At 73.0% G+C, this 24,594-nt stretch carries 26 protein-coding genes; 13 read left to right on the top strand and 13 right to left on the bottom strand.

All coding sequences use genetic code 11. The features are described from left to right. Window positions 1-2: 2 nt before the first annotated feature. Both CP977_RS21420 and CP977_RS21415 read right to left on the bottom strand, forming a co-directional pair. Window positions 3-1,208 (bottom strand): acylneuraminate cytidylyltransferase, encoded by a 1,206-nt coding sequence (locus CP977_RS21420; RefSeq protein ID WP_062752562.1) that lies wholly within the window; start codon window positions 1,206-1,208, stop codon window positions 3-5. Between the two features lie 182 nt (window positions 1,209-1,390). Next, the gene (locus CP977_RS21415) at window positions 1,391-2,680 is read right to left on the bottom strand and encodes a DUF6716 putative glycosyltransferase (protein WP_152370663.1); all 1,290 of its coding nucleotides are present in this window, start codon (window positions 2,678-2,680) and stop codon (window positions 1,391-1,393) included. Between the two features lie 220 nt (window positions 2,681-2,900). Here CP977_RS21415 and CP977_RS21410 point away from each other — a divergent pair, with 220 nt between their 5' ends. After that, the gene (locus CP977_RS21410) at window positions 2,901-3,935 is read left to right on the top strand and encodes a glycosyltransferase family 2 protein (protein WP_104860422.1); all 1,035 of its coding nucleotides are present in this window, start codon (window positions 2,901-2,903) and stop codon (window positions 3,933-3,935) included. After that, complete coding sequence (locus CP977_RS21405; protein ID WP_109185225.1) at window positions 3,932-5,254, top strand: polysialyltransferase family glycosyltransferase; 1,323 nt, start codon at window positions 3,932-3,934, stop codon at window positions 5,252-5,254. Before CP977_RS21410 ends, CP977_RS21405 begins: the two co-directional genes overlap by 4 nt. A 59-nt stretch (window positions 5,255-5,313) precedes the next feature. Here the strand turns inward: CP977_RS21405 and CP977_RS21400 are convergent, their stop codons facing one another. Further along, on the bottom strand, window positions 5,314-6,135 hold the full coding sequence (locus tag CP977_RS21400; RefSeq protein WP_109185224.1) for a MerR family transcriptional regulator: 822 nt from the start codon (window positions 6,133-6,135) through the stop codon (window positions 5,314-5,316). A 58-nt stretch (window positions 6,136-6,193) separates the two neighbouring features. Beyond that, the gene (gene leuE / locus CP977_RS21395; RefSeq protein WP_109185223.1) at window positions 6,194-6,859 is read right to left on the bottom strand and encodes a leucine efflux protein LeuE; all 666 of its coding nucleotides are present in this window, start codon (window positions 6,857-6,859) and stop codon (window positions 6,194-6,196) included. Window positions 6,860-7,075: 216 nt separating this feature from the next. On the opposite strand from leuE, the gene CP977_RS21390 reads away from it, so the two are divergent. Further along, window positions 7,076-8,032: a L,D-transpeptidase family protein gene (locus tag CP977_RS21390; protein WP_152370662.1), complete on the top strand. Its 957-nt coding sequence runs from the start codon at window positions 7,076-7,078 to the stop codon at window positions 8,030-8,032. Window positions 8,033-8,195: 163 nt separating this feature from the next. Here CP977_RS21390 and CP977_RS21385 read toward each other — a convergent pair whose 3' ends face one another. Together CP977_RS21385 and CP977_RS21380 are read right to left on the bottom strand one after the other, a co-directional pair. After that, on the bottom strand, window positions 8,196-9,392 hold the full coding sequence (locus CP977_RS21385; protein ID WP_152370661.1) for a hypothetical protein: 1,197 nt from the start codon (window positions 9,390-9,392) through the stop codon (window positions 8,196-8,198). Continuing rightward, window positions 9,392-10,081 (bottom strand): RNA polymerase sigma factor, encoded by a 690-nt coding sequence (locus CP977_RS21380; protein WP_062752569.1) that lies wholly within the window; start codon window positions 10,079-10,081, stop codon window positions 9,392-9,394. The genes CP977_RS21385 and CP977_RS21380 overlap by 1 nt, the downstream gene beginning before the upstream one ends. 401 nt (window positions 10,082-10,482) lie before the next feature. Here CP977_RS21380 and CP977_RS21375 point away from each other — a divergent pair, with 401 nt between their 5' ends. Beyond that, window positions 10,483-11,232 carry a Clp protease N-terminal domain-containing protein gene (locus CP977_RS21375; RefSeq protein WP_062752570.1) on the top strand — a complete coding sequence of 250 codons (750 nt, stop codon included), beginning with the start codon at window positions 10,483-10,485 and terminating at the stop codon, window positions 11,230-11,232. Window positions 11,233-11,322: 90 nt separating this feature from the next. Here CP977_RS21375 and CP977_RS21370 read toward each other — a convergent pair whose 3' ends face one another. The 4 genes from CP977_RS21370 to CP977_RS21355 all read right to left on the bottom strand — a co-directional run bounded on the left by CP977_RS21370 (window position 11,323) and on the right by CP977_RS21355 (window position 14,323). Next, window positions 11,323-11,898, bottom strand: coding sequence for a hypothetical protein (locus CP977_RS21370; protein WP_062752571.1), 576 nt, complete (start codon window positions 11,896-11,898; stop codon window positions 11,323-11,325). Between the two features lie 127 nt (window positions 11,899-12,025). Beyond that, window positions 12,026-12,436 carry a type II toxin-antitoxin system VapC family toxin gene (locus CP977_RS21365; protein WP_208420874.1) on the bottom strand — a complete coding sequence of 137 codons (411 nt, stop codon included), beginning with the start codon at window positions 12,434-12,436 and terminating at the stop codon, window positions 12,026-12,028. 5 nt (window positions 12,437-12,441) lie between these two features. Beyond that, a complete protein-coding gene (locus CP977_RS21360) occupies window positions 12,442-12,672 on the bottom strand; it encodes a FitA-like ribbon-helix-helix domain-containing protein (RefSeq protein ID WP_062752573.1) in 231 nt (76 codons plus the stop codon). Window positions 12,673-12,715: 43 nt separating this feature from the next. After that, window positions 12,716-14,323 (bottom strand): beta-N-acetylhexosaminidase, encoded by a 1,608-nt coding sequence (locus tag CP977_RS21355; protein WP_062752574.1) that lies wholly within the window; start codon window positions 14,321-14,323, stop codon window positions 12,716-12,718. 389 nt (window positions 14,324-14,712) lie between these two features. On the opposite strand from CP977_RS21355, the gene CP977_RS21350 reads away from it, so the two are divergent. The 6 genes from CP977_RS21350 to CP977_RS21325 all read left to right on the top strand — a co-directional run bounded on the left by CP977_RS21350 (window position 14,713) and on the right by CP977_RS21325 (window position 19,511). Continuing rightward, window positions 14,713-15,231 carry a 2-oxo-4-hydroxy-4-carboxy-5-ureidoimidazoline decarboxylase gene (locus CP977_RS21350; RefSeq protein WP_062752575.1) on the top strand — a complete coding sequence of 173 codons (519 nt, stop codon included), beginning with the start codon at window positions 14,713-14,715 and terminating at the stop codon, window positions 15,229-15,231. A 192-nt stretch (window positions 15,232-15,423) separates the two neighbouring features. Next, the gene (gene sdhC, locus CP977_RS21345) at window positions 15,424-15,804 is read left to right on the top strand and encodes a succinate dehydrogenase, cytochrome b556 subunit (RefSeq protein WP_073809812.1); all 381 of its coding nucleotides are present in this window, start codon (window positions 15,424-15,426) and stop codon (window positions 15,802-15,804) included. Window positions 15,805-15,812: 8 nt separating this feature from the next. Further along, the gene (locus CP977_RS21340; RefSeq protein ID WP_062752576.1) at window positions 15,813-16,286 is read left to right on the top strand and encodes a succinate dehydrogenase hydrophobic membrane anchor subunit; all 474 of its coding nucleotides are present in this window, start codon (window positions 15,813-15,815) and stop codon (window positions 16,284-16,286) included. Between the two features lie 24 nt (window positions 16,287-16,310). Further along, a complete protein-coding gene (gene sdhA / locus CP977_RS21335) occupies window positions 16,311-18,065 on the top strand; it encodes a succinate dehydrogenase flavoprotein subunit (protein WP_062752577.1) in 1,755 nt (584 codons plus the stop codon). Further along, window positions 18,065-18,823: a succinate dehydrogenase iron-sulfur subunit gene (locus CP977_RS21330; protein WP_062752578.1), complete on the top strand. Its 759-nt coding sequence runs from the start codon at window positions 18,065-18,067 to the stop codon at window positions 18,821-18,823. Before sdhA ends, CP977_RS21330 begins: the two co-directional genes overlap by 1 nt. Before the next feature lie 106 nt (window positions 18,824-18,929). After that, a complete protein-coding gene (locus tag CP977_RS21325; RefSeq protein ID WP_062752579.1) occupies window positions 18,930-19,511 on the top strand; it encodes a hypothetical protein in 582 nt (193 codons plus the stop codon). A 36-nt stretch (window positions 19,512-19,547) separates the two neighbouring features. Here the strand turns inward: CP977_RS21325 and CP977_RS21320 are convergent, their stop codons facing one another. Both CP977_RS21320 and CP977_RS21315 read right to left on the bottom strand, forming a co-directional pair. Then, window positions 19,548-20,093 (bottom strand): MarR family winged helix-turn-helix transcriptional regulator, encoded by a 546-nt coding sequence (locus CP977_RS21320; RefSeq protein ID WP_062752580.1) that lies wholly within the window; start codon window positions 20,091-20,093, stop codon window positions 19,548-19,550. A gap of 142 nt (window positions 20,094-20,235) precedes the next feature. Further along, entirely contained in the window at window positions 20,236-21,015 is a 780-nt protein-coding gene (locus tag CP977_RS21315) for an alpha/beta fold hydrolase (protein WP_152370659.1), read from the bottom strand. A 150-nt stretch (window positions 21,016-21,165) separates the two neighbouring features. Here CP977_RS21315 and CP977_RS21310 point away from each other — a divergent pair, with 150 nt between their 5' ends. The 3 genes from CP977_RS21310 (at window position 21,166) to CP977_RS21300 (ending at window position 22,900) form a co-directional block, all read left to right on the top strand. Next, the gene (locus tag CP977_RS21310; RefSeq protein ID WP_062752582.1) at window positions 21,166-21,600 is read left to right on the top strand and encodes a hypothetical protein; all 435 of its coding nucleotides are present in this window, start codon (window positions 21,166-21,168) and stop codon (window positions 21,598-21,600) included. A gap of 99 nt (window positions 21,601-21,699) precedes the next feature. Beyond that, on the top strand, window positions 21,700-22,152 hold the full coding sequence (locus CP977_RS21305) for a thiol-disulfide oxidoreductase DCC family protein (RefSeq protein ID WP_229991431.1): 453 nt from the start codon (window positions 21,700-21,702) through the stop codon (window positions 22,150-22,152). 10 nt (window positions 22,153-22,162) lie between these two features. Then, a complete protein-coding gene (locus CP977_RS21300) occupies window positions 22,163-22,900 on the top strand; it encodes a TetR/AcrR family transcriptional regulator (RefSeq protein WP_062752584.1) in 738 nt (245 codons plus the stop codon). A gap of 48 nt (window positions 22,901-22,948) precedes the next feature. On the opposite strand, the gene CP977_RS21295 is transcribed toward CP977_RS21300, so the two are convergent. Beyond that, window positions 22,949-24,502 carry an ABC transporter substrate-binding protein gene (locus CP977_RS21295; RefSeq protein ID WP_062752585.1) on the bottom strand — a complete coding sequence of 518 codons (1,554 nt, stop codon included), beginning with the start codon at window positions 24,500-24,502 and terminating at the stop codon, window positions 22,949-22,951. Between the last annotated feature and the right edge of the window lie 92 nt (window positions 24,503-24,594).

Below are 24,594 nucleotides of genomic sequence, written 5' to 3'. Positions count from 1 at the left end.
CCTTAGGGTTCGGTGGTGGTGCGTGCGGGGGTCGTGCGCGCGGCGTCGGCGCGTACGGGGGTGTCGAGCTCGGGTCCGAGGAGCCAGGCGGCGATCTCGCGGACCGCTCCGGCGCCGCCCGGGGTGGCGGTGACCGCGCGGGCGGCGGCCCGTACGGAGTCGTGGGCGCTGCTCACCGCGACGGGCCAGCCGACGAGGTGGAAGCAGGGCAGGTCGTTGACGTCGTTGCCGGCGTAGAGGACGCGCTGCGGGTCGATGCCCTCGGCCTCGCACCACTCCTTGAGGGCCCGGTCCTTGCGGTCGATGCCGTGCAGGACGGGGATGCGGAGCTTGCGGGCGCGGGCGGCGACGACGGCGTTCTGCTCGGTGGAGAGGATCAGGACGGGGAGTCCGGCGCGGCGCAGGGCGGCGATGCCGAGGCCGTCGCCGCGGTGCGCGGAGACGAACTCGCGCCCCTCGGCGTCGAGGTGGACCCGGTCGTCGGTCTGGGTGCCGTCGAAGTCCAGGACCACCGCGTCCACGTCGGCGAAGCCGGGGGTGACGGGCGCGTCCAGGAGCGGGGCGAGGGCCTTGGCGCGGGCCAGGTCGTGCGGGTCGTCGATCTCCAGGACCCGGGCGGGGTCGGTGGCGACGAGCGCGGTGCGGCCGAAGAAGCGGTGCCGGTGGGTGCGGAAGCCGGGCGCGGCCATGGCGTAGACGGCGCCGGTCTCCAGGTACTCGGGCTCCCGGTCCTGGCGGCGGGGGCGGTGCGCCTTGTCGTGGTTGACGCCCTCGGCGCCCCGCTCGGTCTCGCGCCAGAGGAAGCCGTGCGACGGGGCGGCCGTGAAGGCGGTGTCGGCGGCGCCGGTCAGGATCCGGTCGGCGGTCTCGGCGATCTCGGCGGGGGTGAGGAAGGGGCTGGTGCACTGGACGAGGAGGACCACGTCGGCGGTACGGCCGTGGGCGGCCTCGAAGGCGTCCAGGGCGTGCAGGACGGCGGCCTCGCTGGTGGCGGTGTCGCCCGCGAGCTCGGCGGGGCGGTGCACGGCCTCGGCACCGGCGGCGCGGGCCGCCGCCGCGATGGCGGGGTCGTCGGTGGAGACCACGACGTGGGTGACCGGGCGGGCGCCGAGACAGGCGAGGACGGCCCGGCCGACCAGCGGGACCCCGGCCACCGGGGCGAGGTTCTTGGCGGGCACGCCCTTGGAACCGCCCCGGGCGGGGATCACGGCGAGGACGACGGGCGCGGGGGCGGACGCGGCGGTCGCGGAGGCGGGCGCGGTCCCGGAGGCAGGAGCGGCGGCCTCGGGCGCACGTCCAGCAGGCCCGGAAGCGGGTACGGCGGCCTCAGGCGCAGGAGCAGAGGCTCCAGGCGCAGGAGCGGCAGGCCCCGAAGCGGGTGCGGTGGTCATCAGAGTTCTCCCAGGCGGCGGACGACGGGGGCCACGCGCTGTACGCCGTGGCGGTACGCGCCCCGCGCGGCCTCCCGGACGATCCGGCGCAGGCCGCTCTCGCGGGGCTCCGGCGCGGTGACGTCCAGGCGGTGGCGGGCGAGGATCCCGGGCAGGTAGCCGGGGGCCGTCTCCGCGGTGTAGTAGGGGCTGATCGGGGGGAGTCCGGGCAGGGCGAGGAGCGCGGCGACCCGGGCGCGGGCCGCGTCGAAGGCCTCCTCGTACGAGCCGTCGGAGGCGACCCCCTGGCGGGCGAGCCAGGTCGCGTCGGGCGCCGGCACGGCCCCCTTGTCGAGCCGGTCGAAGGAGGCCAGCAGGCCGGAGCCGACGAAGTGGTGGTTGCCGAGCGCCTCGCGGACCCCGAGGTCGGTGAGGATCGCGGTCGGGATCCGCCGGTGCAGCGCTTCGAGGGCGGCCGTCGAGGAGACGGTGACCAGGAGGTCGGTGCGGTCCAGGACCTCGCCCATGTGCCCGTACACCAGGCGGAAGTTGTCCGGCGGCGCGAGCTCGCGGACCAGCTTCTGGAACGGGAACTCCTCCAGGTGCGTGGTGTGTTCGCCCGGCTTGGAGCGCAGTTTGAGGAGCACCTCGCGGCCCGGGTGGAGCCGGGCGTGCCCGATCAGCCGCCGCAGCACGTAGGCGCGTTCGGCGCGGGTGGCGGGCACGGAGGGCTGCGCGGCGAAGACCAGGGTGTCCCGGCCGGCGGCGGGCTCGTACGGGGCGCCGCCGAGGAAGGGCAGCGCCGCCTCCACGACCGGGTCGGACCCGGCGCCCACCCCCTCGTACACCGCGCGGAAGCGCTCCGCGTCGTGGCGGGAGTTGGCGAGGACGACGTCGGCGCCGTGGCGCAGCAGGAGCCCGTCGGTCAGCTTCTCGTAGACGACGCCGACGTACCCGGTGACGATCACCGGCCGCCGCTCCAGGCCCAGGTCGGCCAGGCCCTGGAGGACGGCCCGGACGGTGCCGCCGACGAGGGCGAGGACGACCACGTCGTACCCCTCGCCGCGCGCCTCCGCGTCCCGTACGGCGCGCAGGAACTCCGCGCCCGTCACCTCGCGCGGGGCGTGCGTGGACACCCCCGTCTCGGCGAGCTGGCGGGCGGTGGGGGTGGCGCGTCCGCGCAGGACGAAGCCGGTGGGTTCGGCGCCGGTCGCCGTGATGCGGCGCGCGGTGAGGGCGCCCCATTTCCACCGGGTGTCGGAGTCGGCGAGTACGGCGGTCCGTATCGCTTCTCGGGTACGTGATGGCACGTCGAGGACGCTAGAAGGGCATTCCGCTTTCCGGCCCAACTGGGCCACAACAACCGGTGAACAGAGCCTCACCGCACGCTGAAGCGGGTCGGCATCCGGTCGCCCGGGGCCGGATTTCCCCCTTTCCGTAAAGGCGGTTAATCGGCCCGCCGCTTGGTGTTCACCGGACATCCTCCCGGCGGTCGGGGGGAATGCCGGGCCGGCGCCTAGCGTCGGCCGCGTGGTCAAGCTCTCCGTCGTCGTGCCGTTCTTCAACGTGCAGACATACGCCCCCGACACCCTCACGAGCCTGCGGGCCAACGCCCGCGAGGACTTCGAGTTCCTGCTTGTCGACGACTGCTCGTCGGACGGGACCCCGGAGCTCCTCGAACGGGCCGCGCGCGAGCTCCCGGGCGCCGTCCTGCTCCGGCACGCGCGCAACGAGGGCCTCGCCACGGCCCGGAACACCGGGCTCGACGCGGCCCGCGGCGAGTACGTCGCCTTCCTCGACGGGGACGACTGGCTCGCCCCCGGGCACTACTCCCGGCTGGTCGCCGCGGCCGAGGAGCTGGGCTGCGACTTCCTGCGCACCGACCACGTCTCGGTGACCGGCCGCGAGCGCGGGCTGCGCCGGGCGCCGGTCCCCCGGCGCGGCGAGGTGCTGCGCCCGAGGGACGCGATCCTGCCGGCGCACCGGACGACCTCCGTCGACTACCCGTACGCCTGGGCCGGGATCTACCACCGGCGGCTCCTGGACCGGGGCCTGCTGCACTTCACGCCCGGGCTGCGGACGGCCGAGGACCGGCCGTGGATCTGGCGGCTGCACCGCGAGGCGGAATCGTTCGCGGCGGTCGGCGAACTCGGCGTCTTCTACCGGCGCGGAGTGGCGACGTCCCTCACCCAGATCGGTGATGTCCGGCAATTGGATTTCATCCGCGCTTTCGACCAGGTGATCGAGGAGACGGCGCGGGACCGGGACGCGGATCTCCTTCTCCCGAAAGCCGTGCGCACCTATTGCGCGGTGATCTCCCACCACATCGGTTCGATCGGGAAGTTCGAGCCGGAAGTGGCGCGGCAATTGCGGGCGATGAGCGCGGGGGCGCTGCGGCGGATGCCGCAGGACGTCCTCGACGAGGCCCTGACGGCGATGGGCGGGGACCGCGCGACGCTGCTGCGGAGGCTGCGGAGGCGCAGGCCGGCGCCACCGCCGTCCGGACCCGGCGCCTCCCCGTCCTCCGCCTCCTCGTCCTCCACCTCTCCGGAGGTGGCCGCGTGAGCCCCCGTCGCACCACCCAGGTCTTCTGTGCCTCCACCCTCTACGGGGCGGTGACGCTCGCCGCCGCGATCGACAGCGGCTGCTTCGGCGCCGCCGGCCGCAGGATCCTCCTGGTCACCAACAACGCGCCCGTGCCGGAGACGACGCCCGCCCTGGACGAGGCCGAGGGCTTCGCGCGGCTGCGCGGCCGCTTCGACTCCGTCCTCTCCTGGAACGAGGTGATCTCCCCGCTCCACCCGGGCGGCTGGACCCCGCGTGCGAGCGACCTCCCCCTCCTCCAGCGCCATCTGCGCAAGCTCTGGGACCTCGGGGACGACCGGGTCGAACTGGCCCTGGAGTCGATCCAGGTGACGCCCGCGCTCGCGATCGCCCAGCTCCTCCCCGAGGCCTCGATCACGGTGTACGCGGACGGGCTGATGAGCTACGGGCCGACCCGCAACAAGATCGACCCGCTGATCGGCGGCCGGGTGTCCCGGCTGCTCCACCTGGACCTGGTCCCGGGGCTCGCGCCGCTGCTGCTCGGGGAGTTCGGGGCGGTGCCGGAGGCCGTACCGGTGGAGGCGTTCACCAAGTGCGTCGAGGAGCTGGCGGGCCCGGACCCGGGTACGGCCGACGAGGACGGCCCGGCACTGCTCCTGGGCCAGTACCTGGCGGCCCTGAACCTGCTGACCGCCGCCGAGGAGGAGGAGCTGCACCTGCGGATGGTGCGGGGCGCGGTCGCCCGGGGCCACCGGCGGCTGGTCTTCAAGCCGCACCCGACGGCCCCGGACGCCTGGTCGCGGTCGCTGGTGCGCGCGGCGGAGGAGCTGGGCGCGGAGCTGACGATCGAGGACCGGCCGGTCCTGGCGGAGGTGCTCTACCGCGAGCTGCGGCCCGCCCTGGTCGTCGGCTGCTTCTCGACGGCGCTGCTCACCGCGCGCACCTTCTACGGGCTGCCGGTCGCCCGGGTCGGCACCCGTCCCCTCCTGGCGCGGCTCACGCCGTTCCAGAACAGCAACCGGATCCCGCTCACGGTCGTGGACGCGGTCGTCCCGCCGCTGGACGGCCCGGCGGGCGACGGCTCCGGAGTCGGTACGGAGGAGCTGAACGACCTGGTCGCGGCGGTCGGCTTCGCGATGCAGCCGAAGATCCGGCCGGACCTGCGGGCGGCGGCGGTACGGCACCTGTCCGGGCCGCTCGCCGAGCGCACCCGGCACCACTTCACCCGCCGCCGCCTCACCGTCCTGGGCCTCCCCGGCGGCCTGCCCCTCCCCCGGCACCCGGGGGTCCGCCGCCTGGCCCGGCGGGCGCTGCGGCTGCGCAGGGCGCTGAAGAGGTAGCCGCCGGGGCCCGGGGCCGGTCGGGGCCCCGGGCTTCGCACGCGTACGCGCCCGCGTCCTCAGGCGCGGACGACCGGCTCCTGGAGTTCGGTCACCCACCGCGCCGGGTCCTCCGGGCACTCCAGGTACAGCTCGCGGGTGTACCCGGCGGAGGCGTAGCCGTTGGCGTCGATCCAGGTCGCCAGGGTCTGCGCGGTCGGCAGCACGTCGTCCATCGCGCCGTGGTGGACGACGGTCGCCGCCTCCTCGACGCCGGGCAGGACGTGCACGAGGACGCCCTCCACCTCCGTGCCCTCGGGGACGGTCATCCCGGCGTGGACGACGACCGAGCCGTCGCCCCGGCCCGCGTCCTCGTAGTACGCGACGCCCGGGCCGAAGCCGGTGAGGCCCGCGCCTCCGAGCCGGCAGCACAGCTCGTCGTACAGCGGGCCGATGACGGGGGAGATGTCCTGCGGGCCGAAGCTCGCGGCGACCGCGCTCAGTTCGGCGATCCGGACGGCGGGGATCTTCTTGACGACGACTTCCTGGGCGGACATGCGTCCCTCGCTCTCGATGGCTCGGAGCCGCGCGCCGACCCGGTCGAGCCGGGTCCGCGCCTCCGCCAGGGCCGTCTCCAGCTCGGCCCGGCGCAGGCGCAGCATGCCCCGCAGCCCCTCCGCGTCGATCCGCTCCTCCAGGACGGCCCCCACCTGTTCGAGGGTGAAGCCGAGGTCCTTGAGCGCGATGATCCGGTTGAGCCGGGACAGCTGGTCCGCCGCGTAGAAGCGGTAGCCCGTGTGCGGGTCGACCCGGGCCGGGCGCAGCAGTCCGATCGCGTCGTAGTGACGCAGCATCCGGACCGACACCCGCCCGTGCCGGGCGAAGTCTCCGATGGTGAACATGACGCCCCCTACGGAACGGCCTCACACGGTGTGAGGGTCAAGCGGTGTCCCCAGGGGGTCAGGCGGCGCTGCTGAGGGAGAGCTTCGCGGCGAAGCCGAGGAAGAGGGCACCGGCCGCCGAGGTCGCGCCCGCGGAGAGGCGCCTGCGGCGCCGGAAGGCGGCGGCGAGGCGGGTGCCGCCGAAGATGAGGGTCGTGAGGTAGAGGAAGCTGCCGAGCTGGAGCAGGGTGCCGAGGACCAGGAAGGAGAGCGCCGGGTAGGCGTATCCGGGGTCCACGAACTGCACGAAGAAGGAGATCAGGAAGAGGATCGCCTTCGGGTTGAAAAGGCTGATGATCAGCGCGCGCCGGTACGGGCGCTCGGCGGGGGTCGCCGGGGCGCCCGGGGTCTCCTCCGCGGCCGTCTCCCCGTACTCCTCGCGCGAGCGCCACATCGACCGGGCCGCCCGCAGCATCCCGTACGCCATCCAGGCCAGGTATCCGGCGCCCGCGTACTTCACGATCATGAAGAGGACGGGGGTGGTCTGGAGGAGGGAGGCCGCGCCGAGGGCGGCCAGGGTCATGAGGACCGCGTCGCCGGTGAAGACGCCGGCGACGGCCTTGTAGCCGGTCCGGGTGCCCTTGCGGGCGGCGACGGACAGGACGTAGAGCGAGTTCGGCCCGGGCAGGAGGATGATGAGGACGAGCCCGGCGAGGTAGGTCGGCAGATCGGTGACACCCAGCATGGGCGGAGTGTCGCACGCGCGTACGGCGTTGCGCCCCTGTGTTTCGCATCGCGGAAGATCGGGAGGCGCCGTCGGGGGCGGGTCCGCCGTCCGGCCCGGGGAGGAGGGGTGTCCGCGCCTCCGCGAGGGGTCTTTTTCGGCCGTGGTGCGCAACCACTCGGGCGCGGGAAGCATCCCACTACGTACACACGGGTTTTCGGTTTTCGGGGGGCAAGGATGAAGCGGTCTTCGACCGTCGCGCGCGGCGGCGTCGTGCGCGGAGGAGCGGTGCGCAGAGTGGTGCTGGCGGCGGTCTCGGTGGCGCTCGTCGCCGGGTGTACGGCCCAGGCGGCCGGTACGGGGAGCGGTGCCGCGGGGCCCTCGGGCAGCACCTCGGCGCAGCCGTCCGCGTCGGAGTCGGCCTCCGCGTCGCCCTCCGACTCGGAGTCGGCGTCCGCCTCCCCCGACGCCTCCCCCACCGACGACGGCAAGGCGCCGTCCTCCTCCCCCGCCTTCCCCACGCCGGAGCCCTCCGGCTCGGCCTCCGACGGGGCGCCCGCGTCTCCGGTCCTCATGAAGGACGGGGACGAGAACGAGCAGGTGCGCGAGCTCCAGGCGCGGCTGCGGCAGCTCAAGCACTTCGACCGCGCCCCCACCGGCTTCTACGGGTCGATGACGGCGCGCTCGGTGAAGTCCTTCCAGAAGAAGCAGGGGCTGACCGGCACCGGCTCGGTGGACGAGACCACCTGGCAGCGGCTGCTCGGCGCCAGCCGGAAGCCGACCGCCGACGAGCTGAAGCCGTCGACCACCAACGCCCTGGACACCCCGGCGCCGGCGTGCATGACCGGCCGGGTGCTCTGCATCAGCAAGGAGAGCCGGACCCTCGCCTGGATGATCGACGGCAAGGTCGTCTCGTCCATGGACGTCCGCTTCGGCTCGGAGAACACCCCGACCCGCGAGGGCACGTTCAGCGTGGGCTGGAAGGCCCGCGAATGGACGTCGACGATCTACCACACGCCCATGCCGTACGCGATGTTCTTCAGCGGCGGCCAGGCCGTGCACTACTCGTCGGACTTCGCGGCCCGCGGTTACGCCGGGGCCTCGCACGGCTGCGTCAACGTCCGGGACCGGGCCAAGCTCGCGGTCCTCTTCGACCAGGTGAAGGTCGGGGACAAGGTCGTCGTCCACTGGTAGACCCGGAGGTCCGCCGACAGGGGAGAAAGGGCGCGGGTGGGGCCGGGGGAACGTGCCCCACCCGCGCCGGGTGCGCGGAGCCGCAGGTACGGGGGGAACCCCGGCTCGTCGCGCGGCCGATGACCAGTCGGCATTACGTACTGCGCCGACGGGCCGAGAAGTGTTACACCGCGACCGGGAGGTGCGGCGTCGCGCCCGTCTCCGAGGGGCCGGCGGGGCTCGCGGGGGCCGGTCCGGTGCGGAGCGCCGCCGAGGGCCGGACGGTGCCGCGACCGTCCCCGTTCCCGTCCCCGCTTCCGTTCTCGTTCCGGGAGTCCCCGCCCCCGCCGCCGGAGTGGCCACCGCCCTTCGGGCCGCCCTTGGAGCCGCTGCCCGGGCGGTCCTTGGAGCCGCCCCAGGAGCCGTCGCCCAGGCCGCTTCCGGGTGCGCCGGTGGCTCCGGAGAGGACGCGGTCGCAGTAGCGGCGCAGGGTCTCGCCGTCGCGCAGGGCCTCCGCGAGCCGGCGGCGGCCGCCGTCGTCGAGCTTCCCCGCGCGGTACGCCCGGCAGGCCTCGACGGCCTTCTCCCGGAGGTTCGTACCGTCGTTCCGGCCCTCGTCCCCGTTCCCGTCCCGGTCACGGCCGCCCGTGCGGCCCGGGGCCGGGGTCCTGTCCGTGCCCGCCGTGCCCCGGCCGGGCCCCGCGCCGTCCCGCTCGGGCCCGCCCGTGCCGTCGCCGTCGCCGGGGGCGGTCGGTGCCGTGGGGCCCGTCCCGGCGGAGGGGGACGAGCCGGGCGTGCGGTCGCCGCCGGGCGGCGGGGGCCCGGGTATGCCGGGGTCCTCGCGTATGCCCTCGGGTTCCGGCGAGACGAGCGGGCGCGCGGTGTCCTCGGCCGAGACGGAGCTGGCGGGCGTGGGGCCCACCAGCGGCAGGGCGCCGGTGCCCGCGGCGACGGCGACCCCGCCGACGGCGACGGCGGCGACCGCGGCGGCGAGGCCGTACCGCGTGGAGCGGCCCCAGCGCCGCGGCGGGGAGACGACGCGCGCGATCCGCACCCGGCCCAGGTCTGCGACGGCGCCTCCGGCGGGGGCGCTTCCGGGGGCGCTCGTGGCGGCGGCGTCTCCGGCGGACGTACTCCCGGGGGCGCCCGTGGCGGCGGCGCGGGCCGCCGTCGCCTCGCGGAAGGCGGCGAGGGCCGCGGCCTCCCCCGGCAGTTCGCCGGCTTCGGCCGCCGGGGCGCGGAGCGCGTCGAGGGCGTCCGCGAGGTGTCCGGCCCGCAGGCGCGCGGGGTCGTCGGCGGGGCCGACGGGGTCGACGGGCTCGCCGCGGAGCAATCGCTCCGCGGTCTCCTCGTCGAGCCACTGATACCGCTCGTCGGCCATCACATGTCCTTCTGCGTACGCGGACGCCATTGCGTCACACCGCCGGGCGCCGCCCCCGGTACCGCTCCCGGGGGCCGGCCGCGCTGCGGAGGCACGCCGTCCAGGGGGACGACGGTCCCGCCGGGGCCGTCCGGGGCGCCGTCCGCCCCGAGGAGTTCGGCGAGCCTCTTGAGGCCGCGGTGCGCGGCGGTGCGCACGGCGCCGGGGCGCTTCCCCAGGGTGTCGGCGGCGCTCTTGGCGTCCAGGCCGACGACGACGCGCAGCACGACGGCCTCGGCCTGGTCCTGCGGGAGCTGGGCGATCAGGTCCATGGTGTGGCCGGTGGCCAGGGCCTCCAGGGCTTCGCTCGCGGTGTCGGACTCGGCGGGCTTGTCGGTGAGTTCGCTCTCGTCGGCGCCGACGACGGGTCGCCGGCCGCGCATCCGTATGTGGTCGAGGGCGCGGTTGCGGGCGATCCGGGCGGCCCAGCCGCGGAAGCGGTCCGCGTCGCCGCCGAAGCGGTCGAGGTCGCGCGCGATCTGGAGCCAGGCCTCGGAGGCCACGTCCTCCGCGTCGGTGTCGCCGACCAGTGTGCGTATGTAGCCGAGCAGCCGGGGGTGCACGGCGCGATACACAGCACGGAAGGCGTCCTCGTCCCCCTGCTGTGCGGCGAGCACCGCGGCCGTCAGCTCCGCGTCGTCCCCCAGCACTCCCCAAACCCTGTTCGTCGGTCGCGTCGTCCCGTCGCGGCTGGTCACCGCCGCGGCCCCGGCCGTGTTCCGCCGGACGGGCCCTGACGCACCAGCACGCTACGTGGTGCTCCGGCGCCGCGTCCACGCGGTGTCCGCCCTTTGTACAACTTGCAACCTTCCAGTGTCCGGACGCGGTGTGACAGAAAGAGCACTCCCGGCGCTGATAGGAGTACGGAGCCGTGCTGCGGCTCCGTGGAGGACGACCGGGGCCTCTCCTGTGGGGGGTGGCGGCCTCGGTCGTCTCTCCTTTTCTCCCCTTGCCCCTCCCTTTTCCCGGTCTCCGGACCGTCGACTCGACATGCCCCCGCACATGTCAACGCGCGGTTGACACTCTTGGAGTGTCAACCTAGGGTTGCCTCATGACGAATCCAGTCGTTCCGACCGTCCCCGTCCGTCTCGACGAACTCATCGAAGCCATCAAGAAGGTCCACCCGAACGCGCTGGAGCAGCTCTCCGGCGCGGTCGTGGCGGCGGACCACCTCGGTGACGTCGCCGACCACCTCATCGGCCACTTCGTGGACCAGGCCCGGCGCTCCGGCGCCTCCTGGACCGACATCGGCCGCAGCATGGGCGTCACCCGCCAGGCGGCCCAGAAGCGGTTCGTGCCCAAGGACCCCGACGCCGAGAAGATGGACCCGAACGCCGGGTTCAGCCGCTTCACGCCCCGCGCGCGGAACGTGGTCATGGCCTCCCAGAACGAGGCCACGGCCGTCGGCAACGCCGAGATCACCCCCTCCCACCTGGTACTCGGCCTGCTCGCCGAGCCCGAGGGGCTCGCGGCGCACTGGATCGCCTCGCGGGGCGTACCCCTGGAGCGGGTGCGCGAGGCGGCGGCCGCGACCCTGCCGCCGGCCGTCGAGGAGCCGCCGACGCTCGTGCCGTACGACGCGGCGGCGAAGAAGGTCCTGGAGCTGACGTTCCGCGAGGCCCTGCGCCTCGGGCACAACTACGTCGGCACCGAGCACGTCCTGCTGGCGCTCCTGGAGCACGAGGACGGGGAGGGCGTACTGAGCGGGCTCGGCCTCGACAAGGCGACGGCGGAGCGGGAGATCTCCGAGGCGGTCGCCTCGATCGCGATCAAGGCCCCGGAGCCGGAGCCAGAAGCCTGACCGACCGCCCCTCGGACGGTGACGCGGACCCGCGCCCCGAGCGGTGGCGCGGGCCCGCCCCCGTTCGAGCGAGGGCACGGGTCCGCCCCCTCAGGCCGTGGTGCGGGCCCGGCGCGAGACGACCGCGCGGAGGACCCGGCCGCCCTCGACGGAGAGTTCGCGGGCCCGGCGCAGGCCGGTCGGGCCGTGGGCGGCCGATTCGAGGACGGCCCGCTGGCGGCGGAGCTCCCCGGCGAGCAGCGGGCCCGCACCGTCCGCGTCCCCGGCGCGGCAGCGCTCGACCAGGCCCTCGTCGGCGCCGGCCGCGTCGTACCGTCCGTGCAGCGCGAGGGCGGTGCCGGAGCAGGTGCCGACCCAGGCGCGCAGGGCCTCCGGCGTCCACTCCCCGGGGGCGGACGCCAGCATGCCGCGCACGGCCTCCGCCGCGTCCCCGCCTCCCTCGGCGTCCAGCTCGACGCGGGCCTTGGCGACGGCCTCGCCCCACGCGCCGCCGTCGGCGCGCGCGACGGCCGCCCAGACGGGCCGCAGGACGTCGCCCCGGTCGGCGGCGAGCAGCGGGAGGCAGCGGTCGAGACAGGCGAGGCCGGCCGCGGCCAGCCCCCGCTCGTCGGCCCCGTCGATCAGCTCCCGCAGGCTCCGGTCGTTCTCCGACTTCCCCGACGTCATGGACGCCTCCTCGCCACCCGATACGGAGGCGACGCTTCCCCTTACGTCGCAGGGGGTCGCCTTTTCGTCACTGTGTGGCCGGAATCATGCCAGTGGGGTCGGCTCGTTGCCTAGGGGTACGAGGCGATCACAGCCCGAGGGCCCTCTCGTTGAACACCTCGACCGGGCACGTGGCCCGAGTGGCCCGCGCCCCGTCCCGGATCCGGCCGTCGCTGGTCACCAGCGGCACGTCGTACCCCTCCGCGAGCGCCACGTACAGGGCGTCGTAGGGGCTGAGTTTGGCGTACAGCTCGCGCACCCGGGGCAGCAGCGGAAGGTGCTCCGACCGGCGCAGCGGTAGCTCCGCGAAGGCGGCGCAGGCGTCGTCCAGCTCGCGGTCGGTCAGCTTGCCGCCGCGGTGTCGGCCCAGCAGGGCCGAGGTCACCTCGATGTCGACGAGGTGCGGGGCGAGCAGGCGCTCCCCCTTCACCCGCTCCCGCACCCCCTCGCCGACCGGGCCCGCGTCGGCCAGCAGCATGACGAGCGCACCGGCGTCCATGACGATCACTCGCGTCGCCTTCCCCGGTCGACCTCGTCGAGCACGTCGTCCGTCGACAGCCGGGCGGTGACCCGCTCCCGGATGCGGGCGACCACGTCGTCGAGCGAGGGCGTGGCGGCCTCCTGCTCCAGCAGGGCGCGGGCGTACGCCTGGAGGGACTGTCGGTTGCGGGCGGCCCTTGTCTTCAGCTCGGTCAGCGCTTCCTCGGACAGGTCTCGTACATAGAGAGTGGCCATGCGACTACTTTAGTCGCACTGCTAGCACTTTGATAGCAGCCGCTCACCGGACCCGCTCCGCCAGCGCCCTGAACCGGTCCCAGCTCTCCGTCGGCTTCGTCGGGTTCCAGACCTTCTGGGAGAGGGCCGCCAGGGGGAGCCGGATGCCGGCCGCGACCTGGGCCGGGGTCTGGGAGTTCGCCAGGTCGCACCAGACGGCGAAGCGGGCGCCGAGGATCTGGGCGTCGTACTTCGCCGGGACGGGGCCGGTGCCGCGCACGACCAGCGGGGTCCACTGCTCGTAGATCCGGCGGCCGGTGGGGTACGTGAAGTCGTTGGGCTCGCCGAGGACGTAGTAGAGGTACTCGTCGTTGAGGTTGACCATCTTCCGGCCCTGGCTCAGGTACGAGACGGGCGACCGGGCGCCGATCTCCTTGCCCGTCCAGTACTCGACCTCCAGGTCCTTCGCCGCGTTCACGACCCCGCCCGTGAAGAAGCCGTCGTTCCAGGCCTTGAGGGTCTTGCCGGTGGGGCGGACGACGGCGGCGCGGTCGTTGAGCCAGCCGGTGGCCAGGTCCTGGACGCGGGCGGAGGGCCCGTACTTCGCCTTCGCGGCCCGCGCCAGCTCCGGATAGGTGGCCTCGGGGTTCTTCGCCATGAGGGCCACGTACTCGTCGGCGCCGAGGTGCCAGTACGCGCCGGGGAAGAGCTGGGCGTACTCGCGCAGCAGGTCGTCGACGATCTTCGCGGACGCCGGGTTCGCGATGTCGACGGCGCCGCGCGGGGCCCGCCCGGTCGCGCTGCGGAGCTGGAGGTCCGGGTGGGCGGCGATGACGGCGCCGAGGTGTCCCGGGGAGTCGATCTCGGGGACGACGGTCACGTGCCGCTCGGCGGCGAGCGCGAGGATCCGCCGCACCTCGGCCTTGGTGAGGTGCTGGGCGGAGACCACCTCGGGGTGGCTGTCGGACTCGATCCGGAAGCCCTGGTCGTCGGAGAAGTGCAGTCCGAGCTGGTTGAGCTTGAGGTCGCCCATCTCACGGATGCGGTCCTCGATCCAGGCGGCCGTGAAGTGCTTGCGGGCGGTGTCCACGTTCAGTCCGCGCTGCGGCTTGGCCGGCCGGTCGTTCACCGTCCCCTCGGGCATCGCGCCGGTCGCCTTCACCGACTGCTTGAGGGTCCGGGTGCCGTAGAAGACCCCGGCCTCGTCGGGCCCGCTGATCCGCACCCGGTCGTCCCGGACGGTCAGGGTGTACGACTCGGGGGCGCCCGTCCCGCCGAGGGCCAGCTCGACGTCCCCGGGGCCGGGGGCGGCGGCGCCCCGGTACGGGATGCCCAGCTCGCCCGCTATCAGCTTCCCCTCGTCGGCGAGGCCCCCGCTGTTCGCGGCGATGACGACCCCGCCGGTGGGCGCGGGCTTCCAGCCGGGGCCGCGGGCGGGCTCGTGGGCGCGGACGGCGGGGACCGTGCGGGGCGCGCTGGAGAGGGGGTACGTACGGGTCGGGGTCGGCGTCGGCGAGGGCTGCGCGCTCGTGGCCGGGCCGGGGGACGGGACGGAGGGCGAGCCGGACGGCCCCGCCGCGGAGCCGCCGGAGCAGGCCGCCGCGGTGGCCAGCGCCACCGCGGTCGCCAGGAGCGCGGGGCCCCGCCGGGGCCCTCGTATGGAGTACCGCATCAATCGGAATCCTCTCCTACGGATCCGGGTCCGGCCAATCGGGCGACGGTCCGGGACGGACCGGACGGCGGGATCGGAACCCCCGCATCCGGGACGGAGGGAACGCCGGAACCCCGGATGCCGTCACCCGGTGCGGCGGCGACCGCGTCGGCGGAGCCGATCGACGCCCCGTGTTCACCCGCGGGCCGGCGACCGGAACCCCGGCGTCCATCAGGTGTTCCGAAACTCTCCCTTCCGGGTGAAAATCGCGCACCCGTCGGACACTTCCCCCGTCCCGTCGATAACGTTCCGTCACGCCCACCCCATCCGTCCCGGAGCAACCGGAGCCCACGCTGACCAGCGACACCCACGCCCCCTGCCGGAAACCGGGCTCCACGGACGCGTCCGCCATACCCGGCCCGCCGCCCCCCGCGCCCCGGCGCGCCGGCGGGCTCGTCGGCTTCAACGCCGCGTCCCGCGCCGAGGCCGTGGCCCTGCTGCTCTCCTGCTGCCACAGCCTCCGCTGGGCCGAACGGGTGGCGGCGCACCGCCCCTATCCGACGGTGGACGCCCTGCTCGCCGCCGCCGACGAGGCCGGGTACGACCTGTCCCGCGCCGATCTCGACGGGGCCCTGGCCGCCGAGTCCTCCCTGCCGCCGCACCCCGGCGCCCCGCCGGCCGCCCGGACCGCGCTGCGGGCCGCGCACGCCGCGTACGAGAGCAGCTTCGGGCACGCGTTCGTGATCAGCCTCGACGGAGTGCGTCCCGGGGAGCGGCTCGACCAGGTTCTGGCCGGAATCCGGTCACGTCTCGGCAACGAACCGGAGGAGGAGAGGGTGATCGCGGCCGAGGAACTGCGCCGGCTGGCCCGCGCCCGACTGGCCCTCCGGCTGGCCGAAGGGCTCACGACCCGACACCCCGAGGCGTGAGTTCGTCCGGAATGCGGTGATTCCGGCTCGTACGATAGCCCGTCCGTGCCTGTTTGATCACACCTATGGACCCCGCGCGAGCGAACCGACAACTCGTCGCTACGATGACCGGGGCCGGTGGACCGTACCCGGCCGGGCCAGACCGACAGAGAAGCCGGCCGGCCCTGATCCCCGCTCCCGGAGGGTTTTTCCGTGCCGGCTGGAACGCTGTACCGCGGCCGGGAAGGAATGTGGAGCTGGGTGGCTCATCGAGTCACCGGCGTCCTCATCTTCTTCTTCCTGTTCGTACACGTCCTTGACACCGCTCTCGTCCGCGTCTCCCCCGAGGCCTACGACGAGGTCGTCGCGACCTACAAGACGCCGATCGTCGCTCTCCTCGAGTACGGCCTCGTCGCCGCCATCCTCTTCCACGCGCTGAACGGCCTCCGCGTCATCGCCGTGGACTTCTGGTCCAAGGGCCCGCGCTACCAGAAGCAGATGCTCTGGACCGTCGTGGGCATCTGGGTCGTGCTGATGGCGGGCTCGCTGTACCCCATCCTCGGGCACGCCGCACGTGAACTGTTCGGGAGCTGACGCCAGACATGTCGACTGACACCACCTCCGCGATCGGCCCCGTCGAGGGCGGCGGCTACGACGTGGACAACCCCGCGCCGTACATCGAGGCCCCCCGCAAGCGCACCGGCAAGACCCCGCGCGCGACCCGCGGCAACTTCGAGATGGCCGCGTGGCTCTTCATGCGCCTCTCCGGCGTGGTCCTCGTCGTGCTGGTCCTCGGCCACCTGCTGATCCAGCTCTTCCTGGACGGCGGCGTCTCCAAGATCGGCTTCGCCTTCGTGGCCGGCCGCTGGGCGTCCCCGTTCTGGCAGGTCTGGGACCTGCTGATGCTCTGGCTCGCCATGCTGCACGGCGCCAACGGCCTCCGTACGGTCATCAACGACTACGCGGAGCGGGCCAACACGCGCCTGTGGCTCAAGGGCCTGCTGTACACCGCCACGGTGTTCACCATCCTTCTGGGCACGCTGGTGATCTTCACCTTCGACCCGAACATCCGCTAGGCACGGGGCTGAGGTAATCCACCCATGAAGATCCACAAGTACGACACCGTCATCGTCGGCGCCGGCGGCGCCGGCATGCGCGCCGCCATCGAGGCGACGAAGCGCAGCCGCACCGCCGTGCTCACCAAGCTCTACCCCACCCGCTCCCACACGGGCGCCGCGCAGGGCGGCATGGCCGCCGCGCTCGCCAACGTGGAGGAGGACAACTGGGAGTGGCACACCTTCGACACGGTCAAGGGCGGTGACTACCTGGTCGACCAGGACGCCGCCGAGATCCTGGCGAAGGAGGCCATCGACGCCGTCCTCGACCTGGAGAAGATGGGCCTGCCGTTCAACCGCACCCCGAACGGCACCATCGACCAGCGCCGCTTCGGCGGCCACTCCCGCAACCACGGCGAGGCCCCGGTCCGCCGGTCCTGCTACGCCGCGGACCGCACCGGCCACATGATCCTCCAGACGCTGTACCAGAACTGCGTCAAGGAGGGCGTGGAGTTCTTCAACGAGTTCTACGTCCTCGACCAGCTGATCACCGAGGTCGACGGGGTCAAGCACTCCGCGGGCGTCGTCGCCTACGAGCTGGCCACCGGCGAGATCCACATCTTCCAGGCCAAGGCCGTGATCTACGCGTCCGGCGGCACCGGCAAGTTCTTCAAGGTGACCTCCAACGCGCACACCCTCACCGGTGACGGCCAGGCCGCCTGCTACCGGCGCGGCCTGCCCCTGGAGGACATGGAGTTCTTCCAGTTCCACCCGACGGGCATCTGGCGCATGGGCATCCTGCTCACGGAGGGCGCCCGCGGCGAGGGCGGCATCCTGCGCAACAAGGACGGCGAGCGCTTCATGGAGAAGTACGCGCCCGTCATGAAGGACCTCGCGTCCCGCGACGTCGTCTCCCGCTCCATCTACACGGAGATCCGCGAGGGCCGCGGCTGTGGTCCCGAGGGCGACCACGTCTACCTGGACCTGACGCACCTCCCGCCGGAGCAGCTGGACGCCAAGCTGCCGGACATCACCGAGTTCGCCCGTACGTACCTCGGCATCGAGCCGTACACGGACCCGATCCCGATCCAGCCCACCGCGCACTACGCCATGGGCGGCATCCCGACCAACGTCGAGGGTGAGGTCCTCTCGGACAACACCACCGTCGTCCCGGGCCTGTACGCGGCCGGCGAGGTCGCCTGCGTGTCGGTGCACGGCGCCAACCGCCTCGGCACCAACTCGCTGCTCGACATCAACGTCTTCGGCAAGCGGTCCGGCATCGCCGCGGCCGCGTACTCCGCCAAGGCCGACTACGTCGAGCTGCCCGAGAACCCCGAGGCCTTCGTCGTCGGGCAGATCGAGAAGCTGCGCAACTCCACGGGCAACGAGCGGGTCGCCGACCTGCGCCGCGAGCTCCAGGAGACGATGGACGCCAACGTGATGGTGTTCCGCACGGAGCAGACCATCAAGACGGCCGTCGAGAAGATCGCCGAGCTGCGCGAGCGCTACGAGAACGTGTCCATCCAGGACAAGGGCAAGCGCTTCAACACCGACCTCCTGGAGGCCATCGAGCTGGGCAACCTGCTCGAACTGGCCGAGGTCATGGCCGTCTCGGCCCTGGCGCGCAAGGAGTCCCGCGGCGGTCACTACCGCGAGGACTACCCGAACCGCGACGACGTCAACTTCATGCGCCACACGATGGCGTACCGCGAGGTCGGCAAGGACGGCTCCGAGACCGTGCGTCTCGACTACAAGCCGGTCGTCACGACCCGCTACCAGCCGATGGAGCGTAAGTACTGATGGCTACTCCCGTACTGGACAAGGTCGAGAAGGACTCCGCCGCGTCGCCGTACATCACGGTCACGATGCGGATCCGCCGCTTCAACCCCGAGATCTCGGACGCGGCGGTCTGGGAGGACTTCCAGATCGAGATCGACCCCAAGGAGCGCGTGCTCGACGCCCTCCACAAGATCAAGTGGGACGTCGACGGCACGCTGACCTTCCGCCGGTCGTGCGCGCACGGCATCTGCGGCTCGGACGCGATGCGGATCAACGGCAAGAACAGGCTCGCCTGCAAGACGCTGATCAAGGACATCAACCCCGAGAAGCCGATCACGGTCGAGGCCATCAAGGGCCTGACGGTCCTGAAGGACCTGGTCGTGGACATGGAGCCGTTCTTCCAGGCGTACCGGGACGTCATGCCGTTCCTGGTCACCAAGGGGAACGAGCCGACCCGCGAGCGCCTGCAGTCCGCCGAGGACCGCGAGCGCTTCGACGACACCACCAAGTGCATCCTGTGCGCCGCGTGCACGTCGTCCTGCCCGGTCTTCTGGAACGACGGCCAGTACTTCGGTCCGGCCGCGATCGTCAACGCGCACCGCTTCATCTTCGACTCGCGCGACGAGGCCGGTGAGCAGCGCCTGGAGATCCTGAACGACAAGGACGGCGTGTGGCGCTGCCGCACCACGTTCAACTGCACGGACGCCTGCCCGCGCGGCATCGAGGTCACCAAGGCGATCCAGGAAGTGAAGCGCGCGCTGATCACGCGTCGTTTCTGAACCACCGCATGGCGGTTGAGCCCGCTTCTGTACGCTCGGCGTGCGGGGGCGGGCTTTCCCGTCCGCACGCGCACGTGTGTCGTTGTGGAGAGCGGGGACTGGACTGATGAGCGAGCCGAACCCTTACGCGGACGGCGAGTACAAGTGGGGTCCTGGGCAGGGCCCCGGGCAGGCACCGGGCCAGGGCGGCGCGCCCGGGACGCCGGGGTACGGGTATCCGCAGGACGCGGTCCCCGGGTACGGGTACCCGCAGACCCCCGCGTACCCGCAGGCCCCGGCGTACCAGCCGACCCTCGCCGAGGGCGTGCCCGTGCCGCAGCACTTCCCGCCGGCGCCGGCCGGGGCCGCGCCGGTGCTCGCGCTCGGCGACATCACGGTCGTCGGGGACCAGATCATCACGCCGGCCGGGTCGATGCCGCTGAAGGGCGCGGTGTGGAACGCGATGGACATGTCGCGGACCGAGGAGAAGATCCCGACGGTCGGGATCGTGCTCGCGATCGTCTTCGCGCTGCTGTGCCTGGTGGGTCTGCTGTTCCTCCTGATGAAGGAGAAGAAGACCACGGGCTTCATCCAGGTCACCGTGACCAGCGGGGGCCGGCACCACGCGACGATGATCCCGGCGACGGGTCCGGACACCATCCACTGGGTGATGGGCCAGCTGAACTTCGCGCGCTCGCTGAGCGTGTGACGGTCCGGAGAACCGGCCCCGGGCGCGGGGCCGGTCTCAGTGGTGCCAGGCGTCGGGGGCGCCGCCCGCCTCCGCCGCCACCATCACCCGGCGCAGCATGTCGTTGAGCAGGGTGCGCTCCTCGGGGGTGAGGACGCCGAGGAGCCGGTACTCCTCGCGGCCGAGGACGTCCATCGCGCCGTGCCAGGTCTCGCGGCCGGAGGCGGTGAGCTCCACGACGACCCGGCGCCGGTCGGCGGCCGACCGGACGCGCCGGACGAAGCCGCGCTGCTCCAGCGCGTCGAGGCGGCCCGAGACGGAGGCGGGGGCCAGGTCGAGGTCCTGCGCCAGCTCGGAGGGGGCGGCGCTGCCGCCCCGGCCGGCCAGCCTGTGGAGCGTGTCGAACTCGTGGCGCTCCAGGTCGAAGTCGACGAGCGACTGCTCCCTGACCCGGCGCAGATGGACCGAGAGCTTCTTCATCCGGGTGACCGCGCCCTCGACCACGGGGTCGAGGCCGGGCAGGACGGGCTGCCAGCGGGCGACGTGACCGTCGGTCCAGTCGCGCCGCTCCGAGGGGCCGGGGGGCGCGGGGGTCGGGTCCATGGGGCGATCGTACGTCGGGACCGGGCACCCCTCTCCCCGCGCGGCGGTGCAGCTCCCGCTCCTGGCCGCCGTCCGGGTGAAGCGGGTGCCGGTCCCCCGCCGTCGCTCGGGGAGCGGCGGGCGCCGGGGCCTCCGCCGTCGCTCAGGGAGCGGCGGGCTCCAGGGCCTCCGCCAGGAAGGCGGTGAGCAGGCGGGCGGTCTCCTCCGGGCGCTCCAGGGCGGGGAGGTGGCCGGCCCAGTCGAGGTCGAGGCGGCGGGCGGCCGGCAGGAGGCGGGTCAACTCGTCGGCGACCGCCCGGAAGTCGGGGAGGTCGTGGGCGCCGACGGCCACCAGGGCGGGAGCCTGGATACGGGCGAGTTCGTCCCGGGCGACCTCGGGGTCGACCGGGCCGTGCTCGTCGGGGACGGGGAGCTGCACCTCGAAGATGTGTCGCTGCGCCCGCCGGACCAGGGCGCGGGCCTCCTCCCCGGCCTCGGGGCCGAGCCAGGTGTCGACGTTCAGTTCGACGGCGGCGTCGAGGTCGCCCGCGATGAGGAGGTCGCGCTCGCGGTCGCCCCAGGCCCGCAGCTCCGCGCTCGGCTCCATGCCGGGCATGCCGGAGCCGAGCAGCGCGAGGGCCGCGACGCGCTCGGGGTGGCGGGCGGCGAACTCCAGGGCCACCTCGCCGCCGAAGGAGGAGCCGACGACGGCGGCGCGGTCGGCGCCGAGGTGGTCGAGCAGGTCCCGGACGTCCTCCGCGTGGGTGTGCGGGGCGTCGATCGGGGTCTCGCCGAAGCCACGGAGGTCGCAGCGGACGACACGGTGCCCCGCCTCGGCGAGCGCGGAGAACTGCGCGTCCCACATCCGGCGGTCGCAGACCCCGGAGTGCAGCAGGACGACGGTCGAGGGGCCGGTACCGGCCAGGTCATGAGAGAGCGTCACCCGCGCGACCCTAGGCGGCCGGAGCGCCGGGGGCCATCCCTTTCCCTGCCGCACCGCTCCCGTACTCCTCCCCAGCACCTTGAACACGTTCAAGAAGAGGACTACAGTCGGGGACACCAGCTTTTGAACGCGTTCAAGGGAGGGTGGGGCATGGACCTCACTGTCGTCGCGTACATCGTCTACCTGCTGATCAGCGTGGCTCTGACCGTCTGGGTCGCCCGCACGCTCAGCCGCAACGGAAGGATCTTCCTGGCGGACGTCCTGCACGGGAACGAGAAGCTCGCGGAGGCGGTCAACCACCTCCTCGTGGTCGGCTTCTACCTCGTCAACTTCGGCTTCGTCGCCCTCTACCTGAGCCAGGACGAAGCCGTCCTCGACGCCCGGGCACTCTTCGAGGCCCTCTCCGTCAAGCTCGGGGTCGTGCTGCTCGTCCTCGGCGTGATGCACCTCGGGAACGTGTACGTGCTCAACAAGATCCGCCGGCGCGGGGTCATGGAGCGCGAGCAGGTGCCGCCGGTCGGCCCGCAGGGCTGGACCGCGCCCCCCAAGGGCGGCCCCTGGGCCCCGCCCGCGCCGCAGGGCTGAACCGCCGTGCCGACCGCACCCGACCGGGGCGCCGCCGGACACGGCACCCCCGCCCCGGAACACGTATCGGCCCCCGTAGGGGAACACGTACCGGAGTACGTGCCGGCGCCCGCCCCGCGGACGCCCGTGCGGCGCCTGACCGTGCTGTACGACGCCGACTGCCCGCTCTGCGTGCACCTGCGGCACTGGCTGCTGCGGCAGCGGCAGCTCGTCCCGCTCGACCTGGTGCCGGCCGGGTCCCAGGAGGCCCGGCGCCGGTTCCCGGACCTCGACCACGCCACCACCCTGCGGGAGATCACCGTGGTCGGGGACCGGGGCCAGGTCTACCGGGCGACCGCCGCCTGGATCGTCTGCCTCTGGGCCCTCGCCGAGCACCGGCCGAAGGCCCACTGGCTGGCCACCCCGGCCGGGCAGCCCTTCGCCCGGATGACCGTCCTGGCCGCCGCGAAGTGGCGCGAGGCCCTCAAGGGGCCCGGAGAGGGCCCCGGCGGGAGCCCCGGAGCGGACGGCTGCGGGGACGGGCGCTGCGAAGTGCCCGGTCCGCCCCGTTAGGCTCGGCCCCGTGAAGGACGTGAAGGAAGAGAAGAAGGCCCCCAAGAGCGAGCAGACCCGCACGCTCATCCTCGAAACCGCGCTCCGGCTGTTCAAGGAGCGCGGTTACGACAAGACGACGATGCGGGCCATCGCCCAGGAGGCCGGGGTCTCCGTCGGCAACGCGTACTACTACTTCTCCTCCAAGGAGCACCTGGTCCAGGGCTTCTACGACCGGATCGCCGAGGAGCACCAGTCGGCCGTCGAGCCCATCCTGGCCGGGGGCGAGAAGGACCTGACGGCCCGCATCCGGGGGGTGTACCTCGGCTGGCTGGACATCGCGGAGCCGTACCACGAGTTCGCCGCCCAGTTCTTCAAGAACGCCGCCGACCCGGACAGCCCCTTGAGCCCGTTCTCGCCCGAGTCGGAGGGACCGCGCGAGGCCGCGATCGACGTGCACCGGCGGGTCCTCTCCGGGGCCTCGGTGAAGGTCGATCCGGAACTGGCCGAGGCGCTGCCGCAGCTGCTGTGGCTCCAGCAGATGGGCCTGGTGCTCTTCTGGGTGTACGACCGGTCGGAGGGGGCCGCCAACAGCCGGCGGCTCGTGGAGCGGCTCGCGCCGGTCACCGCCCGCGCGATCTCGCTCTCCCGCTTCCGGATCCTGCGCCCGCTGGTCAAGGAGACCCACGAGCTGCTGGCCGACTTCATGCCGACGGCGGCCGGGATGGCGGCCTCGGGCAAGCCGAAGCGGACGGGCTGGAAGCAGTAGGAACGCCGTGGGGCCGTACTCGTGCGAGTACGGCCCCACGGGTTCCGGCTAGATCCAGTTCAGTTCCCACAGGCGCCAGATGCCGGTGCCGTCCGTCAGGTACTGGGAGCCCGCGACCGCGTCCGTGGAGAGGACGTAGTCCTTCTTCTGCCACAGCGGCACGAGCGGGACGTCGGTGGCGACCTCGGTCTGGATGGCCCTGAAGTCGTTCGTCGCCTTGGAGCGGTCGCTGTAGCGCTGCGTCGAGGCGATCAGGGAGTCGATCCGCTTGCTGGAGAACCCGTTGTGCAGGGTGTTCCCGGTGCCGACGAGCGGCGCGGTGAAGCTGTCGGAGTCGGGGAAGTCGGGGAGCCAGCCGACGGTGTACGCGTCGAAGTCGCCCTTCGCGTACTGCTTCTGGAAGTCCTCCCACTTGACCTCGACGGTCTCGACCTCGAAGAGGCCGGTCTCCTCCAGCTGCCGCTCGATCTCGGCGGTCTCGGCGACGTAGATGTCGCCCTTGCGGAAGCCGAAGGTGAACTTCACCGGAGTCTTGACCCCGGCCGCCTTCAGGATCTGCGCCGCCTTCTTGCCGCTCGGCTCCGGATAGAGGTCGTAGAACGCGGTGCTGTGGCCGACGAAGCCCTGCGGGATGAGGGAGTACAGCGGCTCGACCGTGCCCTTGTGGGGGCCGGTGGTGATCGCCGGGCGGTCGAGGACCGCCGCGACGGCCTGCCGCACGGCCTTGTCCGCCATGGGCGAGCCGGGCCGGACGTTGAAGTTGATGTTGCGGATCTCGGCGCTCTCCGCCTCGGTGACCCGGGTGCCGTCCGAGGTCTCCAGCGTGGAGACGAACTCCGGCGGGAGCTGCCGGTGCGTCACCTGGACGTCCTTCGCCTTCCAGGCGCTGGCGAGGTCCTCGGACTTGGCGTAGTACTTCACGAGGACCGGGCGGCCGGCCTTGGTGATGGAGCCCTTGTACCTGGGGTTGGGCTCCAGGAGGGCGGACTCGCCCGGCTTGTACTCCTTGAGGACGTACGGCCCCGAGCCGTCGACCGCCTCGTCGGGGCGCAGCGCCTTGTCCGGGTAGCGCTCTCGGTCCACGATCGAACCGGCGCCGGTGGCCAGCTTCAGCGGGAACGTGACGTCCTTGGCGCTGAGGTGGAAGGTGACGGTGCGGCCCTCGGAGTCGACGCTCTTCAGGGTCGGGAAGAGGGGCTGCGGACCGACGTCCGTCTTGATGCCCAGCATCCGCTCGAAGGAGTACTCGACGTCCTCGGCGGTCATCTTGCGCCCGTTGGAGAAGGTGAGGTCGTCGCGGAGCGTGCACCGGTACGTGGTGAGCCCGGAGCCCACGAACCCGCAGCTCTCGGCGGCGTCCGGGACCGGCTCGGTGAAGCCCGGCTTGAAGGTGAGCAGCGACTGGTAGATGTTGCTGTAGATCGCCCAGGATCCGGCGTCGTAGGCGCCGGCCGGGTCCAGTGAAGTGACCCCGTCGGTGGTGCCGACGGTGATCGGATCGGTCCGGACGCCGTCGGAGGGCAGGAGTTGCCAGCCCCCCGCTCCGGCCGCCACCAGTACTCCACAAGTGATGAGGATCCGCAGACGGACCGTCGACCGCATTGCCGTGCTTCCTTTTTTTGGTACCACCCCAGCTGTGGCGTCCCCCCGAAACGCCACGATGCGGTCATCCCATCACACGGGTTTCACAATCG

It is taken from the genome of Streptomyces cinereoruber (genome assembly GCF_009299385.1).
Taxonomy (GTDB): domain Bacteria; phylum Actinomycetota; class Actinomycetes; order Streptomycetales; family Streptomycetaceae; genus Streptomyces; species Streptomyces bikiniensis.
This window is presented reverse-complemented; position numbering and strand designations above follow the sequence as displayed.